We start from the raw sequence: 15,925 nt of genomic DNA, 5'->3' as shown, positions 1-15,925 counted from the left end.
GAATGCCATGAACCTTCCCAACATCATCCGGCCGGAGCACACTTTCATCGGCGTCTCGGCACCGACGAAATGGCGCGCGCTGCAGATTATCGCCGAAAAGACCGCCAGGGCCTTCTCCGTCGACAGCCAAATCATCCTGAAGGAGCTCGAAGCGCGTGAGAGGCTCGGCTCCACGGGCATCGGCAACGGCATAGCCATTCCGCATGCCGCCATCGAGGGCATGACGAGCCCGCGCGGCGTCCTCATCCGTTTCGCGCAGCCACTGGATTTCGAGGCGATCGACGATATCCCGACCGACATCGCCTTCGTGCTGCTTTTCGGGGAGAACAACCGCGGCGAATATCTGAACGTGCTGTCTGCCATTGCCCGGAGGCTGCAATCGGATGGCTTGCTGGCCGCCATACGCAAGGCAAGGACGGCGGACGAATTCTATTCCGGCTTCATCGCCGATTCACGGGCATGAAAAAGGCGCGGCCCAAAGGCCGCGCCCCACTCGCTGCAATCAGACGATCTTAGAAATCGCGCTGGAAGCGCAGGAAGCCGAACACTTCGTCGTCACCTTCGTCCTCATCGTGATATTGCACGCTGAGCTTCGAACGCAGGTCTTCGACGATCTGGTAGTCGATCGTCACACCGGTCGTGTAGGCGCTTCCGCCGGTGAAGCCATTGCCGTCAGCTTCGAGAGCGATGTTCTCGAAGTACTGGAAGCCGGGAGTGATCTTCCACTTATCGTTGATCTTCAAGGCATATTCTGCTGCGATCGTCCATTCGGACTCTTCGTAGTAGTAGTTGGCGCCGCTTGCCCAAATGCCGGCAATGCCGAGCGTGCCTGGGCCGATATCGGCATAGACGATACCGCGGACCGCGACTTCGCTGGTGTCGGTGTCATAACCGGCGAGCAGGTAAGCGCTGATAGCGCCGGCCTTGTAGGAGACCTGGCCTGCCACACCGAAGTTGTTCGGGCCTTCGCCCGGCTTGGTGGCGTAGTCTTCTTCCAGCTCATCGATCGAGAGGCCGGCCGCGAAGGCACCATTCTCGTACTGATAACGGATCGAGTTGTGGGTCGTCTCGTTGCTGGCAAGCGTGTCGGTCTCGCCGCTCATGTCGTCGTCCCACCAGCTGTACAGCTTACCGACGCGGAAACCGGCGATATCGAGGTAGCCTTCATCCAGCAGCGCTTCCTGATCGGAGGCATTATTGACGTTGTAACGCAGCGTCATGACACCGGTAAGCGTGCCGTACTCGGTGTCGTTCTTGGCCTGGAAGGTGACCTGACCGCGAGTCCAGAAGTTTACGTCGGAATCGCCGGCAATGTTGTCACCGAAGCGCACTTCGGTACGGATGTAACCGCCGATCGAAAGGCATGTTTCCGTTCCCGGAATATAAAAATAGCCGGTACCGTAGGCGTCGCAAACGCGAACATATTCCACGGGCTCGGGTTCCGCCGCCACGATGGCGTCGGCTGCGCGTGCTCCGGAGGCCGCGGCAAGGGCGGCAACGGAGGCAAAAAGGATAGTTCTGATATTCATTTTGAATGGCCCTAACAGGTTTGGAGTGTGAGGCGCATTTCAAGGGATGCCCCCACGTAGCGGCCGGCGATACGACCGCACCGCCGCCATATAGGAATCCGCAAGCGTCATCGCGGCAAAACATGGGCAAAAATCAGCATTGCCCGCGTCTGATGTGGAGGAACTGTGGCGAAAAAAACACGGTTCTGCGGCAAGGCGGCGGCGGCAGTGCGATTGGCCGCGGCCAACTCTGGCGCGTCCATTTCAAAATCGACCCTCAAATGGAATGACATTCTAAGCGACCCCCCAGAACCGGAAGATGTTTCGTTTCATTATACGACTGACTTGATAGAGTTAAGACAGAAACAGGAGGGTTCCCATGCAGACAATACGGCTCACCCGGCTCCTCGCAGCCGCGGTCATGGCAGGCAGCTTCGTCATCGCGAGCGTTGCGCCGTCATACGCGGATCAGGCGCTGCTTAACGTTTCCTATGACCCGACGCGCGAATTGTACAAGGATTTCAATGCTGCCTTTGCCGCCAAGTGGCAGAAGGACACTGGTGAAACCGTTACGATCAAAGCCTCTCATGGCGGCTCCGGCGCCCAGGCGCGTTCTGTCATCGACGGCCTCGACGCAGATGTCGTCACGCTTGCCCTTGAAGGCGATATCGACGCCATCGCCAAGGCAACTGGCAAGATTCCGGCCGATTGGAAGAGCAAGCTCCCGAACAATTCGACGCCCTACACCTCGACGATTGTTTTCCTCGTCCGCAAAGGCAACCCGAAGGGCATCAAAGATTGGGGCGACCTGATCAAGGATGACGTGCAGGTCATCACGCCCAATCCGAAAACCTCGGGCGGCGCCCGTTGGAATTTTCTTGCCGCCTGGGCATGGGCCAAGCAGGCGAATGGCGGTGATGATGCCAAGGCGCAGGACTATGTCGGCAAGCTGCTGCAGCACGTTCCGGTTCTCGATACCGGTGCACGCGGCGCCACGACCACTTTCGTCCAGCGCGGCCTCGGCGACGTGCTGCTCGCCTGGGAAAACGAAGCTTATCTCTCGCTCGAAGAGCTCGGCCCCGATCAGTTCGAGATCGTGACGCCGACCTTCTCCATCCGTGCCGACCCGCCGGTCGCCGTCGTTGACGGCAATGTCGACAAGAAGGGCACGCGCAAGGTCGCCGAAGGCTATCTCAACTACCTCTATTCCGATGAAGGCCAGAAGATCGCCGCAAAGCATTATTACCGGCCGATCAAGCCTGAAGCCGCCGATCCGGCCGACATCGCCCGCTTCCCGAAGCTGACGCTTGCCACCATCGACGATTTCGGCGGCTGGAAAGAGGCGCAGCCGAAATTCTTCGGGGATGGCGGCGTATTTGACCAAATCTACAAGCCGGCACAATAATAGACTTCATGAAAGCACATAGCCCCACGCGGTGGCGGTTCAAACGGCCGAGCGTCATTCCGGGTTTCGGAATGGCGCTCGGCCTTACATTGACCTGGCTCACCCTTCTGATCCTCATCCCGCTCTCGGGCCTCGCCGTCCGGTCGAGCGCGCTCGGCTGGGAGAAATTCTGGTCGATCGCGGTCGATCCGCGCACTTTGAACGCGCTGCGCATCAGCTTCGGCAGCGCCTTCATCGCCGCTATTGTCAATGCGGTCTTCGGCATCATCCTCGCCTGGGTGCTTGTGCGTTACCGGTTCCCCGGCAAGCGCATCATCGACGCCATGGTCGATCTGCCTTTCGCGCTGCCGACCGCCGTTGCGGGCATCGCGCTGACGACGCTCTATGCGCCGAACGGCTGGATAGGCCAGTTCCTGACGCCGCTTGGCATCAAGATAGCCTTTACTCCGGCCGGCATCGTCGTGGCGCTGATCTTCGTCGGCCTTCCCTTCGTGGTACGCACCGTGCAGCCGGTCATGGAGGAAATCGACAAGGAGGTGGAAGAGGCTGCGGCAACGCTCGGCGCCAACCGCCTGCAGACGATTTTCCGCGTGCTGCTGCCGGGATTGGCGCCGGCCGTGCTCACCGGCTTTGCGCTCGCCTTTGCCCGCGGCGTCGGCGAATACGGCTCGGTCATCTTCATCGCCGGCAACCTGCCGTTCAAATCGGAGATCGCCCCACTGCTGATTGTCATCAAACTCGAAGAATATAATTATGCGGCGGCGACCGGCATTGCAGCGATCATGCTGATCATCTCCTTCGCCATGCTGCTGGTCATCAACCTCATCCAGAGCTGGAGCAGGCGGAGGTACGGCTATGGCGCTTGATGCGACCGTCCAACCGGCAAAGCTGCGTTCGGTGACGACCGAAAACCGGATCGCGCGCTACAGCCTGATCGCCGTTTCGCTCGTCTTCCTGCTGCTGATCCTGCTGCTGCCGCTCGCCGCCGTCTTCGTCGAGGCTTTCCGCAAGGGCGCCGGCCCGTTTCTCGAAGCGCTGATCGATGCCGAAACCTTCTCGGCGATCCGCCTGACACTGATCGTCGCCGGCATTAGCGTGCCGCTCAACCTCGCCTTCGGGGTGGCCGCTGCATGGGCGATCGCCAAGTTCGAGTTCAAGGGCAAGGCCTTTCTGACGACGCTGATCGACCTGCCTTTCTCGGTTTCACCGGTCATATCAGGTCTGGTCTTCGTGCTTCTATTCGGCGCCAATACCTGGCTCGGCCAATGGCTCAGTGCCTATGACATCAAGATCCTGTTCGCCGTGCCGGGGTTGGTGCTCGCCACCATGTTCGTCACCTTCCCCTTCGTCGCCCGCGAGTTGATCCCGCTGATGCAGGAACAGGGAACCGCCGACGAGGAGGCCGCCCTGTCGCTCGGCGCCAGCGGCTGGCAAACCTTCTGGTACGTGACGCTGCCGAACATCAAGTGGGGTCTGCTCTACGGCGTGCTGCTCTGCAACGCCCGCGCCATGGGTGAATTCGGCGCCGTGTCGGTCGTCTCCGGTCATATTCGCGGCCAGACGAATACCATGCCGCTGCAGGTGGAAATTCTCTACAACGAATATAATTTCACCGGCGCTTTTGCCGTCGCCACCCTCTTGGCTCTGCTGGCGCTCGTGACCCTTGTTTTGAAGACGCTGCTGGAAATGCGCTACAGCGCCGAAATATCCGCCAGCCGGCGGCACTGAAGGATCTGAAATGGAAGTACGTGTTCAAAACATCCGCAAGGAATTCGAGCGTTTTCCGGCGCTGCACGATGTCTCGCTCGACATCCGCTCGGGCGAGCTGATCGCACTGCTCGGCCCTTCGGGATCGGGCAAGACGACATTGCTGCGCCTGATCGCCGGCTTGGAAAGCCCGACCGAAGGGCAGATTTTCTTCGGCGAGGAGGATGCCTCTAAGAAATCAGTGCAGCAACGCAATATCGGCTTCGTCTTCCAGCATTATGCTCTCTTCCGCTACATGACGGTGCTCGACAACGTCTCCTTCGGCCTGAGGGTCAGAAAGGGTGCGCGGCGTCCGGCGAAGGCAGACATCCGCCAGCGGGCGCTTGAACTGCTCGAACTCGTCCAGCTATCAGGTCTCGAAAAACGCTATCCCGCCCAGCTTTCCGGCGGCCAGCGCCAGCGCGTGGCGCTCGCCCGCGCCATGGCCGTCGAGCCGAACGTGCTTCTGCTCGACGAACCCTTCGGTGCGCTCGATGCCCAGGTGCGCAAGGACCTGCGCAAATGGCTGCGCGAGATCCACGACCGCACCGGCCACACCACCGTTTTCGTCACCCACGACCAGGACGAGGCGCTTGAGCTTGCCGACCGGGTCGTCGTCATGAGCCAGGGCGCGATCGAACAGGTCGGAACACCCGATGAAGTCTACGATAATCCGAACTCGCCCTTCGTCTTCGGCTTCATCGGTCAATCGAACTGCCTGCAGGTCGATATATCAGGCGGCGACATCCTCTTCGAAGGTCGCTCGCTCGGCCTCAATGCCGCTGGCGAGCCGGATGGACCGGCGCAGCTCTACTTCCGCCCGCATGATGTCAGGCTCTGCGAATCAGCTGAAAACTGCATTGCCGGTCAGCGCGTTTCCAGCCGGCGCGTGGCCGGTACGCGCCATATCGAGCTCGATATCGGCAATGACCGCCCGCATATCGAAATCGAGCTACCGCCGAGCGAGGCTGACCGGCTCGACCGCAATCGAGTCGCCTTCAAGCCGACCCGCTGGAAGCTCTTTCACAGCTGATTTGAAGTACGCCACACGTGCCTTTCCGGCGCGCACATCGCGCAGTAACGGCTTGAATTGTCTGCGATCCCTCAAACCTGAGGGATAATGCGGCGGGTGGCAGCGGGGATCATCGCAGGAATCGCATATGGCGAGAGTCCCCGGGGCTTTTTGTGATCGCAGGTTGTTTGTATTTTTGTAACATGCCGGGTAAAACTTTTCGCGTTAATCATAAAGGGCTGGACTAATCCAATAGGAGGCACCTGGCGTTGAGGGCGGAGATTTCCTTTGGAAAATCCCTGGTCGGGATTTTATTCGTAGGACTGGCGGCTACAGGCTGCACCACAACACCAAAGCCGGCGACGACGGCGGCAAAAACCAAGACGACGCAGGTTCAACCGGCGAAAGTGACTTTCAATTATACCGCCAAGGATCGCGACTGCCTGAAGCGCGCGATGTATTTCGAATCACAGCATTCCGACGAAGACGGTTATCTCGCCGTCGGCACCGTCGTCATGAACAGGCTGACTTCAGGCGCCTACCCGCCGTCGATCTGTGGCGTTGTCGCCCAGGAGAAGCAGTTTGCGCCCGGCGTAATGACGCGCGAAGTCAAGCCGCAGGCCGAACCGCAGCTTGCCACCGCCGCCGATGCGATCCTCTTGAAGGGCGCGCGTCATCCGGCGGTGAAGGATGCGATGTTCTTTCACACCGAAGGGCTGAAATTCCCCTATAACAACATGCATTATGTGACGGTCGCCGGCGGCAACGCCTTCTACGAAAAGCGCGACTCCAACGGCACGCTTCAAACGCCGCCGCCGCTGCCTTCCTATGAGGTGGCGATGAATTATGTGCCTGGCGAGAGCATGCTGCCGCCGCAATTCGAGGCTCTGATACCCTCGGCCGTCCCCGTTCCCCTGCCGGCTCCCGATCCCATGGCCACGGCGAGCACGGCACCGATGCAGATAACGGCGCCGGTAACCGCGCCGGAACCTTCGGCCGGACCCGAGCCGGGAATGCGCATAGCGATTCCGACCCCCCGCCCCGCCTATGACAGCGTCATGTTGCGCGGGGACATTCCGGCAAATGGCGGCTGACATGTCGTTCAGTGAGGAAGAGCGTCTTAAGCGCGCTCTTCCCAGACCTTCGCAAGTTCTACGATCGTTTGAACGGCCTTTTCCATATCCTGTCGGCTCACCCATTCGAGCGGCGAGTGGAAGGCATGGCCGCCGGCGAAAATGTTCGGGCACGGCAGCCCCATGAAGGAGAGGCGCGAGCCGTCGGTGCCGCCGCGAATGCTGCCGCGCACCGGCGTCATGCCGGCACGGCGCACGGCTTCAAGCGCGTTAGCGACAATCTCCGGATGGCGGTCGAGCACCGTCTTCATGTTGCGATATTGTTCCGTCACCTCAAAATGATAGGTCGAGCCGGGATAGCCGGCCATGACCTCCTTCACCATCGCTTCGAGCAAGGCCTCCTTTTCCGCCAACCCCTCGTCGGTGAAATCGCGGATGATGAAGCTCAGCGACGCCTTTTCCATCGAGCCGGTCACGCCGACTGGATGGATAAAGCCCTGCTTGCCTTCAGTCGTCTCCGGCGCCAGGTCCTTCGGCAGCCGGTCGATGATGGCGCCGGCGATCTTGATGGCATTTTCCATACGGTCCTTGGCAAAACCGGGATGGATCGCCACGCCTGTTATGCTGATCTCGACACCGTCCGCCGAAAAGGTTTCGTCCTCAATGTGGCCCGCCGTCTCGCCATCCATCGTATAGGCGAAGTCCGCTCCGAGTTTGACCAGGTCGACCTTGTTGACGCCGCGACCGACTTCCTCGTCGGGCGTAAACAGTATCTTGATCGTTCCGTGGCGGATATCGGGATTGTCGACAAGAATCTGGGCCGCGGTCATGATTTCTGCCAGTCCCGCCTTGTCATCGGCGCCGAGCAATGTCGTTCCATCGGTCGTGACGATGTCGTTGCCGATCTGGTTGTTCAGCTCCGGATGCTCGGCGACACGGATCACCCGACCCGAATCGCCACTAAGCCTGATATCGCCGCCGGCATAATTCCGGACGATCTGCGGCTTGACATCGGTGCCGGTGAAATCGGGCGCCGTATCCATATGGGAGCAGAAACAGATGACCGGCACCGCCTTGCCGCTATTGGCCGGAATGGTGGCATAGACATAGCCGTGTTCATCGAGATGCGCATCGGAAAGGCCCATTTCCAGCAGTTCGTCCACCAGCTGCCGTCCGAGATCCTTCTGCTTCTCGGTGGTAGGCTGCGTCGATGAGGAGGGATCGGATTGGGTGTCGATCACGATATAACGGAGAAAGCGGTCGAGAACAGTGTCAGTCATTTCAATCCAGTCCATTGAGATCACTCGAGGATATAGCCCTCCCGGGCGAAGCGGCAAAAGATTTTTCAGCTCGGCCAATCATTCCAGCACGACAGCCGTTTTGTTGAGGGAGACGGGTTGATCTGGCTGGCCCGGGCAAGTCCAGCCGAGGAGCTGTTGCGCTCTTTCTCACGCATCCGACAGCGGCAGGCGGAATTTGTCTGTAGTCAGCGTCCGACATACGCCTTTTAGGTGATATCGCTGCGGTCTTGAACAACCGAAGGCCGATTCCAATATTTTTGCGGGATCACGCTGGCATCGAAAGGAGGAAGAAAATGCCGCTGAATGATGTGCTCTGGACTCGTCCACTGACGGTCCGGCTGCAGTGCGGCCTGGAACGAACTTTTACGGGCGTCTATGACGCCTTGGATTTCCTGGAAAATGAATGGCCATTGGGCCATGGGGAGCGCCACAAGCGCGCCGTCAAGACCTGTCGCGGCGCCCTTAACCGGGTTATTGCGCCGTTGATTGCACGGGAGGCTTTCCTGGCCGCGTGCGTCGAAGCCGGCATGCCGGCAGTCGTGGGTCCCTGGCAGGCGCAGGCCACCAACCGTCCGATGCGACCCACGCGTGTCGCTGCACTTCGCTAGAGCCGGAGCCTCCGGAGGTCACGTCCTTCGAGATACCCCCGCGGCCCCGGAAGGAGCCGCGCCAGCTCAAAAGCGACGTTAGCGAACCGATTTGAAAGCAGCCCGCAATTCTTCCGCAAAGAGTTGGGGTTGCTCCCAAGCAGCAAAATGTCCGCCGCGCTCCACCTGATGGTAGTAAACGAGGGAAGGATAAGCCTGTCGGCTCCAGCTCTCCGGAGCTTTATAGATCTCTTTTGGAAAAACCGTGATGCCGACCGGGATTTTGATATCCTTCGTCTTCTGGGCGTCGGAGCTGAAGTTATTGTTGTTGTTTTCCCAGTAGAAGCGCGACGACGACGCGCCGGTATTGGTCAACCAGTAGAGAGTGATATCGTTCAGCATTTCGTCTCTGGTCAGTATGCGTTCAGGAACGCCGTCACTGTCGCTCCATTGGACGAACTTTTCATAAATCCATGAGGCCAAGCCGGACGGTGAATCCGAGAGCGAGTAGCCGATAGTCTGCGGCCGCGTGACCATCATAGCGCCGTAGGCGGCGTTGCGGCCGAAAAAGGCGCTCAGAGAATCGTAAGCTCCTTTTTCCGCCGGGGAGAGTCCGGCGGGCGCCGCGTCGCCACTGTTGATCGCCCGCATGAGAGCGCCCGGGACGGTTGCCGGCATGTTCAGGTGGATCGCCAGCAAGCCTTCCGGTGCTTGCCTTGCCAAGGCATCTGAGATCACCGAGCCGTGGTCGCCACCCTGCGAAACGTAATGTGTGTAACCCAGGCGCTTCACCAGGACGTCCCAGGCCCGGGCAACGCGGTCAGGTCCCCATCCCTGATCTGTCGGTCGGCCGGAAAAGCCGTAACCGGGAATTGAAGGAATGATCACATCGAAGGCGTCTTCCGGCTTGCCACCATAGGCCGTGGGATCGGTGAGAGGCCCGATCGTCTTGATGAACTCGAAGATCGATCCCGGCCAGCCATGCGTCAAGATGACCGGGAGAGCGTTCGGATGGCGAGAGCGAACGTGAATGAAATGAATGTCGACGCCGTCAATCGTCGTGACGAACTGGGGCAAGGCATTCAGCTGATCTTCGGCTTTGCGCCAGTCGTAATCCGTCCCCCAATAGCGAACAAGGTCCTCGACACGAGCCAACTGGATGCCTTGCGAGATGTCGCCGACAGTCTCCTTATCAGGCCAACGTGTTTCTGCTATGCGTCGCTTGAGATCATCAAGCTGGCTCTGGTCGACGTGGATTCGAAAGGGGCGGATGCTCTCGTCCGACGCCGGTCTTGCTTGGGCGGTCGTCACACCGCTTTCTTCTGCGCGTGCGGACTGCACGTAAGAAACGGTTATCAGCGATCCGACCGCGATGGCGATCGCGCGCCCTAGCAGCGGGCGCGACGTGGAAAACTTGGCAATATCGATCATGGACAGACTCCTTCGCGTGTCGTTCTGCGACTGTCTCGCGAGCGGAGTGCTAGGCGGTCGAAGTATCACATATGTTTCCGATCGGGGTCTGTTCTGTTACAAAATGTGGCTTAGCAGTGGTTAGATACGTGATCATACCATTGGCGCGGGGACAGGTAGTTGCTGTCCTGGCAGCCCAAATGATGAATGCCGCCGGATCGATTTGAATTTATGGCCGTTCCCCTTCCCTTTCAGGGATCCGGCCGGTCGCCCGGCGTTGGAACAACGATGACCGCAATTTCGTTTGTGGATCGAATGTCCGGGAACAGTCATGGCCAGCGACAGTCTATCGAGCTACCGATCAAAACGCGATTTTCAGAAGACTGCTGAGCCCAGCGGTGAGCAACGCGTCAAAAAGAGCAACCGCCGCCGCTTTGTCATCCAGAAGCACGATGCGACACGTCTGCACTACGACCTGCGGCTCGAGCTCGACGGCGTGTTCAAGAGCTGGGCTGTCACCAAAGGTCCATCGCTCGATCCGCACGACAAGCGCCTGGCAGTCGAGGTCGAGGATCATCCGCTCGATTATGGCGACTTCGAAGGCACGATTCCGAAAGGTCAGTATGGTGGCGGCACGGTCATGCTCTGGGATCGCGGCTACTGGGAGCCGGAGGGACGGAAGAGCCCTGAGCAAGCGCTTGCTAAGGGCGACTTCAAGTTCACGCTCGAAGGCGAACGCCTGCAGGGGAGCTTCGTGCTGGTGCGCATGCGCAACGATCGCGAGCGCAGCAAGCGGACCAACTGGCTGTTGATCAAGCATCATGACGAGTTTTCCGTGGAGGAGAACGGCGCTGCCATCCTCGAGGAACACGACACCTCGGTGGCGTCGGGCCGCAGCATGGAAACGATCGCAGCCGGAAAGGGGCGCAAGCCAAAACCCTTCATGGTCGAAGGCGGCAAGGTGCAGGCGAATGCCGTCTGGGACAGCAATCACGGACTGGCCGCCGAGGAGCGGCAGTCGGAGGCGAAAGGCGGACGGCGCGCCAGCACGGCGACAGCAGTTGATCTTCCGGATTTCATCTCACCGCAGCTTTGCGAGAAGCTGGAGCGGCCGCCCGTCGGGGACGCCTGGGTCCATGAGATCAAATTCGACGGATACCGCATCCAGATGCGGGTGCTCGATGGAGAGGCGACGCTGAAGACCCGGAAAGGTCTCGACTGGACGGCCAAGTACCCCGAAATCGCTGAAGCGGCGTCCGCACTTCCAGATTGCATTCTCGACGGCGAAATATGCGCTCTCGATGAGCACGGCGCGCCCGACTTCGCCGCCCTTCAAGCCGCGCTGTCGGAGGGCCGGACCGGCAGCCTCGTCTACTTCGCCTTCGATCTGCTTTATGATGGCGGCGCGGATCTGCGCCTCAACCCCCTGATCAAGCGGAAGGCGCGATTGCAGGAGCTCCTCGCTGAGGCCGGTGACGACCCTCGCATCCGCTACGTCGAACATTTTACAGGCGGCGGCGACGCCGTTCTCAGGTCGGCATGCAAGCTCTCGCTGGAAGGCATAGTGTCAAAGCAGGCGGACGCCGCTTATAAATCAGGTCGAACGGAAAGCTGGGGGAAATCGAAATGCCGGGCGGGGCACGAGGTGGTCATCGGCGCCTATGCCAAGACTAACGGCAAATTTCGTTCCCTTCTCGTCGGCGTCTTCAGCGATGATCATTTCGTCTATGTCGGCCGTGTCGGGACCGGCTACGGCGCCAAGAAGGTCGAAACGCTGCTTCCTAAACTGAATGCTCTGGAGACGGCGACATCGCCTTTCACAGGTGACGGGGCTCCGAAGAAGCAGGTTGAGGTCGTCTGGGTGAAGCCGGAGCTTGTCGCCGAGATCGAATTCGAGGGTTGGACCGCGGACGGTCTCGTCCGGCAGGCAGCTTTCAAGGGATTGCGCGAAGATAAGCCCGCCAAGGAAGTCGAGGCTGAGCCACCGCTGCGCCCCACTAAAGCTGAGGTTGCGGAGCCGACTCCGAGGGCCAGACAAAAACTAGCGCGTCGCAAGGGCCAGAAAGCCGATGTCATGGGAGTGCTCGTTTCGAACCCGGACAAGCCGTTGTGGCCGGATGAGAACGACAGCGGACCGGTGACGAAGGAAGAATTGGCCCGCTATTACGAAGCAGTTGGCGACTGGATGATCGACCACATCAAGGGCAGGCCCTGCTCTATCATACGTGCCCCGGATGGAATTGGCGGCGAGCAGTTCTTTCAGCGCCATGCGATGCCTGGACAATCGAACCTGCTCGAACTTGTCAAGGTGTTCGGCGACAAGAAGCCATACCTGCAGATCGATCGCATCGAAGGCCTTGCCGCCGTCGCCCAGATCGCGGCGGTGGAGCTCCATCCATGGAACTGTGAGCCCGGTCAACCGGAGGTGCCTGGTCGCCTGGTATTCGACCTCGATCCGGGGCCTGACGTTGCCTTTTCTACAGTTGTCGCCGCTGCCCGCGAAATGCGCGATCGACTGGAGGAGCTCGGACTGATCAGCTTCTGCAAGACGACGGGCGGTAAGGGCCTGCATGTCGTGACGCCGCTTGCAGTCAACAAGCGCAAGCCCTTGTCATGGCCGGAGGCAAAGGCCTTCGCGCATGACATCTGCCAGCAGATGGCCCGAAACAAACCCGATCTCTACCTCATCAAAATGACGAAGAGCCTGCGGGGCGGTCGCATTTTCCTCGATTACTTGCGCAATGATCGCATGGCGACGGCCGTCGCTCCGCTCTCCCCTCGAGCCCGGCCGGGGGCGACCGTATCAATGCCTCTGACCTGGACGCAGGTGAAATCAGACCTTGACCCGAAAAGGTTTACGGTGCGAACCGTGCCTGCCTTGCTATCGAAGTCGACAGCCTGGGAGGACTATTGTGAGGGGCAACGTCCCCTAGAGCAGGCCATCAAGAGGCTGGCCCGCACCGGCAAGCATGCCGCGTGACACTGCAATGGCGGGACAGGTTGCAGTTGGATTTACGGGATCTCAATCGCACCGGTTCATATCGAAGACGGCGGCGTTGTCCTGGATCTCGCGGAGACCCTTGTACGAGGGGTGGCGTAGGCTGCCCTCATGCGTCCAGCCGCGAAACTCGATTTCGGCGATGAGGGTCGGCTGGGAAAAGACAAGGCGCTTTCCTTTCAGCGGCACAACAGGCTTTTTCGTCTGGAGGCTGTTCAACGTCTTCCGCAGATACTCCGCCTCCGTTCGGTTGAAGCCCGTGCCGACGGATCCGACATAGATCCAGTCGTGACCCTTTCGACCCGCAAGCAAAAGACTCCCGAGCCCACCGCGGGTGCTGACGGATTCCTCGTAACCGACGATCATGAAACTGGCGCTCTGAACGCACTTGATCTTCTGCCAATCCCCGAGGCGACCACTTCGATAAGGGCTGTCCCTACGTTTAGCGATGATGCCTTCCAGGCCAAGCTGGCATGCGTGCTCAAGCAGTTCCTCGCTGCCGAGATCGAGTTCTTGCGAGAACCGAATGGCAGCGTCGTCGGTCTCGGGGATCAGGTCCTCCAGAAGATGACGGCGCACCGACAGTTCCGTGCGCGTCAGGTCGTGACCATCGAGGTACAATAGATCGAAGGCGCAAAAGATAGATTCGGTTGAGACCCGCTTGCCGCCCCTGCCGCCGAGCGAGCGCTGCAACGCTCCAAAGTCGGAGCGACCCTCTTCATTTAGAACGATGGCTTCTCCGTCGAGAATGCAGGTCGATACACCGAGTTCTCTTGCACCTGCGCCAATCGTTGGAAATCGATGGGTCCAGTCATGGCCGCCGCGGGTGAGGATGCGAATACTCTTCGGCTCGATGTGGATCGCCAATCGGTAGCCGTCCCACTTCACCTCATAAAGCCAATCGGGACCGTGCGGCACCGTTTGCTTGAGCAGCGCCAGGCAGGGCTCCACTCTGGACGGCATTGCGTCGAACGGCAGGCTTGGCTGGTCGGCATCACGGCGACGGACAGGTCGCGATTGTATGGAGGCATTGGAGTCGCGAAGGAGGGGGGCGGAGGGCCGGCGTAGTCTCGTCATCGCTCAATGCCTGCCGGACCGGTTCTCGGCATCCACGGATTTGCGCAGGGCGTCCATGATATTGATGACGTTGCTGTGGGCCGGCTCTGCCTTCTCCTTGCCCTTGGGTTTTGCCTTGGCAGGCTTCTTCATCAGCTTCTTCTTTGCCTCGATGATGTCGAGCAGCCTGTCCTGCACGGGGTCGGAAGCCATCTTTGGGTTCCAGTGCTGCGTCTGCTTCTTGATGAGTTGCTGGACCAGCGGCATCATTTGGCTGTCCGCCGGTTGGTCGTCCACCCGTTCAAAATAGCTCTCCGCGTCGCGCACCTCGTCACCGTAGCGAAGAGTCCAGAGGACGATGCCCTTGCCGCGTGGCTCCAGCATGACGGCGCGCTCGCGGCGCGCAATCACGAGCCGCGATATGCCAACCATGTCCTCAGCCGCCATGGCGTCGCGTATCACCGAGAATGCCTCTTGGCCAACCGGATCGTCGGGTGAAAGATAGTAAGGCGTGTCGAGCCAGATCCATTCGACGCTGTTGCGCGGCGTAAAGACCTCGATGTCGATTGTCTTTGTACTTTCAAGCGCAACGTTCTCCAGCTCCTCGTCTTCGAGCATGACATATTCGTTCTCACCGCGCTGATAGGCTTTCACCTCGTCTTCATCTTTCACGTCCTTGCCGGTGACGGCGTCGACATAATGGCTGATGACGCGGTTCTGGGTCGCGCGATTGAGCGTGTGAAAGCGCACCTTCTCGTTTTCAGACGTGGCCGGCATCATCTGCACCGGGCAGGTGACGAGCGATAGCTTCAGGTAACCTTTCCAGTATGGCCGGATTGCCAAGACAGCCTCCGATCACCCGGCGCGGCGCTGGTGAGCGCCGCTTGGGCTGCGTGATTTCGGAGCCGATGCGCGCGCGACCTTCTGCCTGCTCTTGCCAGCATTGGCATTTGCAGCCGTGCGCTTCGTCTTTGCTGGCGCCGCCATGCCGGCGCTTTCGCGCAGTGCCTGTAAGAGGTCGTTCGGCTTCGCAGCCGGCGCCGCCTTTTTCTTCGGTAGGGTGCGACCTTCCATCTTGGCCTTCACGAGTTCAGCGACGGCCGCTTCGTAGCGGTCGTCGAATTGCTTCGGATCGAACTTGCCCTTCTTGGTGTTGATGATGTGCTTGGCGAGCTCCAACATCTCGCCTTCAATCTTGAGATCCGGCATCTCCTCGAAAGCCTTCTCGGAGGAGCGGACCTCATAGTCGAAATTCAAGGTGGAGCCGACCAGCCCTTTGCCATGCGGGCGAATGAGGAGCGTTCTCAGGCGCCGGAACAGCACCGTCCTGGCAATGGCCGCGACCTTGGCTTTCTTCATGCCATCCCTCAGGAGCTTGAAAGCGTCGCCGCCCATCGTGTCAGGCGCCAGATAATAGGGCTTGTCGAAATAGACGTCGTCGACCTCGTCACAAGGAATAAACGCCTCCACCTTCAGCGTCTTGTCGCTTTCGGGGATGGCGGCTGCGACCTCTTCGGCCTCGAGCACGACGTAGCGACCGTCCTCGATCTCAAAACCCTTGACCTGATCCTCGCGCTCGACCGGATCGCCGGTCTCGCCGTCCACGAATTCTCGGCGAACCCGATTGCCGGTCTTCCTGTTCAGCGTATGAAACGCGATCCGCTCGGATGTGGAGGCGGCGGTGTAGAGCGCCACCGGGAAAGCCACCTCCCCGAATTTGATAAAGCCCTTCCAATTCGCTCTCGGCCCAACCATTTTGCACGCGCTCCTGACGCAACCAGTGCGAGTCAACCGAATCAGTTTGCCATTGGTTCCGAGTCAAAACGAAT

Annotated in this window: 14 protein-coding genes; 8 read left to right on the top strand and 6 right to left on the bottom strand. The window is 59.8% G+C overall.

Features of this window, described 5'->3' with window-relative positions; translation table 11 throughout:
- The first annotated feature begins 7 nt into the window (after nt 1–7).
- A complete protein-coding gene (locus J2J98_RS25050) occupies nt 8–463 on the top strand; it encodes a PTS sugar transporter subunit IIA (RefSeq protein ID WP_138395690.1) in 456 nt (151 codons plus the stop codon).
- 49 nt (nt 464–512) lie between these two features.
- On the opposite strand, the gene J2J98_RS25045 is transcribed toward J2J98_RS25050, so the two are convergent.
- A complete protein-coding gene (locus tag J2J98_RS25045) occupies nt 513–1,529 on the bottom strand; it encodes a porin (RefSeq protein ID WP_064707184.1) in 1,017 nt (338 codons plus the stop codon).
- A 358-nt stretch (nt 1,530–1,887) separates the two neighbouring features.
- Here J2J98_RS25045 and J2J98_RS25040 point away from each other — a divergent pair, with 358 nt between their 5' ends.
- From J2J98_RS25040 to J2J98_RS25020, 5 genes are all read left to right on the top strand, one after another.
- Complete coding sequence (locus tag J2J98_RS25040) at nt 1,888–2,913, top strand: sulfate ABC transporter substrate-binding protein (RefSeq protein WP_207603541.1); 1,026 nt, start codon at nt 1,888–1,890, stop codon at nt 2,911–2,913.
- A gap of 8 nt (nt 2,914–2,921) precedes the next feature.
- Nucleotides 2,922–3,779, top strand: coding sequence for a sulfate ABC transporter permease subunit CysT (gene cysT / locus J2J98_RS25035; protein WP_064707186.1), 858 nt, complete (start codon nt 2,922–2,924; stop codon nt 3,777–3,779).
- Nucleotides 3,769–4,641 carry a sulfate ABC transporter permease subunit CysW gene (cysW, locus tag J2J98_RS25030; protein WP_138395692.1) on the top strand — a complete coding sequence of 291 codons (873 nt, stop codon included), beginning with the start codon at nt 3,769–3,771 and terminating at the stop codon, nt 4,639–4,641. Before cysT ends, cysW begins: the two co-directional genes overlap by 11 nt.
- 10 nt (nt 4,642–4,651) lie before the next feature.
- On the top strand, nt 4,652–5,692 hold the full coding sequence (locus tag J2J98_RS25025; RefSeq protein WP_207603540.1) for a sulfate/molybdate ABC transporter ATP-binding protein: 1,041 nt from the start codon (nt 4,652–4,654) through the stop codon (nt 5,690–5,692).
- 248 nt (nt 5,693–5,940) lie between these two features.
- Nucleotides 5,941–6,765 (top strand): cell wall hydrolase, encoded by an 825-nt coding sequence (locus J2J98_RS25020; protein WP_207603539.1) that lies wholly within the window; start codon nt 5,941–5,943, stop codon nt 6,763–6,765.
- 26 nt (nt 6,766–6,791) lie between these two features.
- Here J2J98_RS25020 and pepT read toward each other — a convergent pair whose 3' ends face one another.
- The gene (gene pepT, locus J2J98_RS25015; protein ID WP_138395694.1) at nt 6,792–8,024 is read right to left on the bottom strand and encodes a peptidase T; all 1,233 of its coding nucleotides are present in this window, start codon (nt 8,022–8,024) and stop codon (nt 6,792–6,794) included.
- 314 nt (nt 8,025–8,338) lie between these two features.
- On the opposite strand from pepT, the gene J2J98_RS25010 reads away from it, so the two are divergent.
- Nucleotides 8,339–8,653, top strand: a complete 315-nt coding sequence (locus tag J2J98_RS25010; RefSeq protein ID WP_207603538.1) for a DUF982 domain-containing protein — start codon at nt 8,339–8,341, stop codon at nt 8,651–8,653.
- A gap of 78 nt (nt 8,654–8,731) precedes the next feature.
- Here the strand turns inward: J2J98_RS25010 and J2J98_RS25005 are convergent, their stop codons facing one another.
- Nucleotides 8,732–10,063 carry an epoxide hydrolase family protein gene (locus J2J98_RS25005; protein WP_207603537.1) on the bottom strand — a complete coding sequence of 444 codons (1,332 nt, stop codon included), beginning with the start codon at nt 10,061–10,063 and terminating at the stop codon, nt 8,732–8,734.
- Nucleotides 10,064–10,373: 310 nt separating this feature from the next.
- Here J2J98_RS25005 and ligD (J2J98_RS25000) point away from each other — a divergent pair, with 310 nt between their 5' ends.
- The gene (gene ligD / locus J2J98_RS25000) at nt 10,374–13,022 is read left to right on the top strand and encodes a DNA ligase D (RefSeq protein WP_207603536.1); all 2,649 of its coding nucleotides are present in this window, start codon (nt 10,374–10,376) and stop codon (nt 13,020–13,022) included.
- Nucleotides 13,023–13,064: 42 nt separating this feature from the next.
- Here ligD (J2J98_RS25000) and ligD (J2J98_RS24995) read toward each other — a convergent pair whose 3' ends face one another.
- Genes ligD (J2J98_RS24995) through ku (J2J98_RS24985) form a run of 3 tightly spaced genes read right to left on the bottom strand, consistent with a single transcriptional unit; the run spans nt 13,065 to nt 15,851 of the window.
- Nucleotides 13,065–14,117, bottom strand: coding sequence for a non-homologous end-joining DNA ligase (ligD, locus tag J2J98_RS24995; RefSeq protein WP_207603535.1), 1,053 nt, complete (start codon nt 14,115–14,117; stop codon nt 13,065–13,067).
- Nucleotides 14,118–14,120: 3 nt separating this feature from the next.
- Nucleotides 14,121–14,939 (bottom strand): non-homologous end joining protein Ku, encoded by an 819-nt coding sequence (gene ku / locus J2J98_RS24990; protein ID WP_207603534.1) that lies wholly within the window; start codon nt 14,937–14,939, stop codon nt 14,121–14,123.
- Nucleotides 14,940–14,951: 12 nt separating this feature from the next.
- Complete coding sequence (gene ku / locus J2J98_RS24985; protein ID WP_064707195.1) at nt 14,952–15,851, bottom strand: non-homologous end joining protein Ku; 900 nt, start codon at nt 15,849–15,851, stop codon at nt 14,952–14,954.
- Nucleotides 15,852–15,925 lie beyond the last annotated feature (74 nt).

Source organism: Rhizobium bangladeshense (genome assembly GCF_017357245.1).
Taxonomy (GTDB): domain Bacteria; phylum Pseudomonadota; class Alphaproteobacteria; order Rhizobiales; family Rhizobiaceae; genus Rhizobium; species Rhizobium bangladeshense.
The sequence above is the reverse complement of the archived record's forward strand: the minus strand, read 5'-3'. Positions and strand labels throughout refer to the sequence as shown.

Coding starts and splice junctions, on each gene's coding strand:
- J2J98_RS25050 (WP_138395690.1), top strand. CDS start 8: ATGAACCTTCCCAACATCATCCGGCCGGAGCACACTTTCATCGGCGTC.
- J2J98_RS25045 (WP_064707184.1), bottom strand. CDS start 1,529: ATGAATATCAGAACTATCCTTTTTGCCTCCGTTGCCGCCCTTGCCGCG.
- J2J98_RS25040 (WP_207603541.1), top strand. CDS start 1,888: ATGCAGACAATACGGCTCACCCGGCTCCTCGCAGCCGCGGTCATGGCA.
- cysT (WP_064707186.1), top strand. CDS start 2,922: ATGAAAGCACATAGCCCCACGCGGTGGCGGTTCAAACGGCCGAGCGTC.
- cysW (WP_138395692.1), top strand. CDS start 3,769: ATGGCGCTTGATGCGACCGTCCAACCGGCAAAGCTGCGTTCGGTGACG.
- J2J98_RS25025 (WP_207603540.1), top strand. CDS start 4,652: ATGGAAGTACGTGTTCAAAACATCCGCAAGGAATTCGAGCGTTTTCCG.
- pepT (WP_138395694.1), bottom strand. CDS start 8,024: ATGACTGACACTGTTCTCGACCGCTTTCTCCGTTATATCGTGATCGAC.
- J2J98_RS25010 (WP_207603538.1), top strand. CDS start 8,339: ATGCCGCTGAATGATGTGCTCTGGACTCGTCCACTGACGGTCCGGCTG.
- J2J98_RS25005 (WP_207603537.1), bottom strand. CDS start 10,063: ATGATCGATATTGCCAAGTTTTCCACGTCGCGCCCGCTGCTAGGGCGC.
- ligD (WP_207603536.1), top strand. CDS start 10,374: ATGGCCAGCGACAGTCTATCGAGCTACCGATCAAAACGCGATTTTCAG.
- ligD (WP_207603535.1), bottom strand. CDS start 14,117: ATGACGAGACTACGCCGGCCCTCCGCCCCCCTCCTTCGCGACTCCAAT.
- ku (WP_064707195.1), bottom strand. CDS start 15,851: ATGGTTGGGCCGAGAGCGAATTGGAAGGGCTTTATCAAATTCGGGGAG.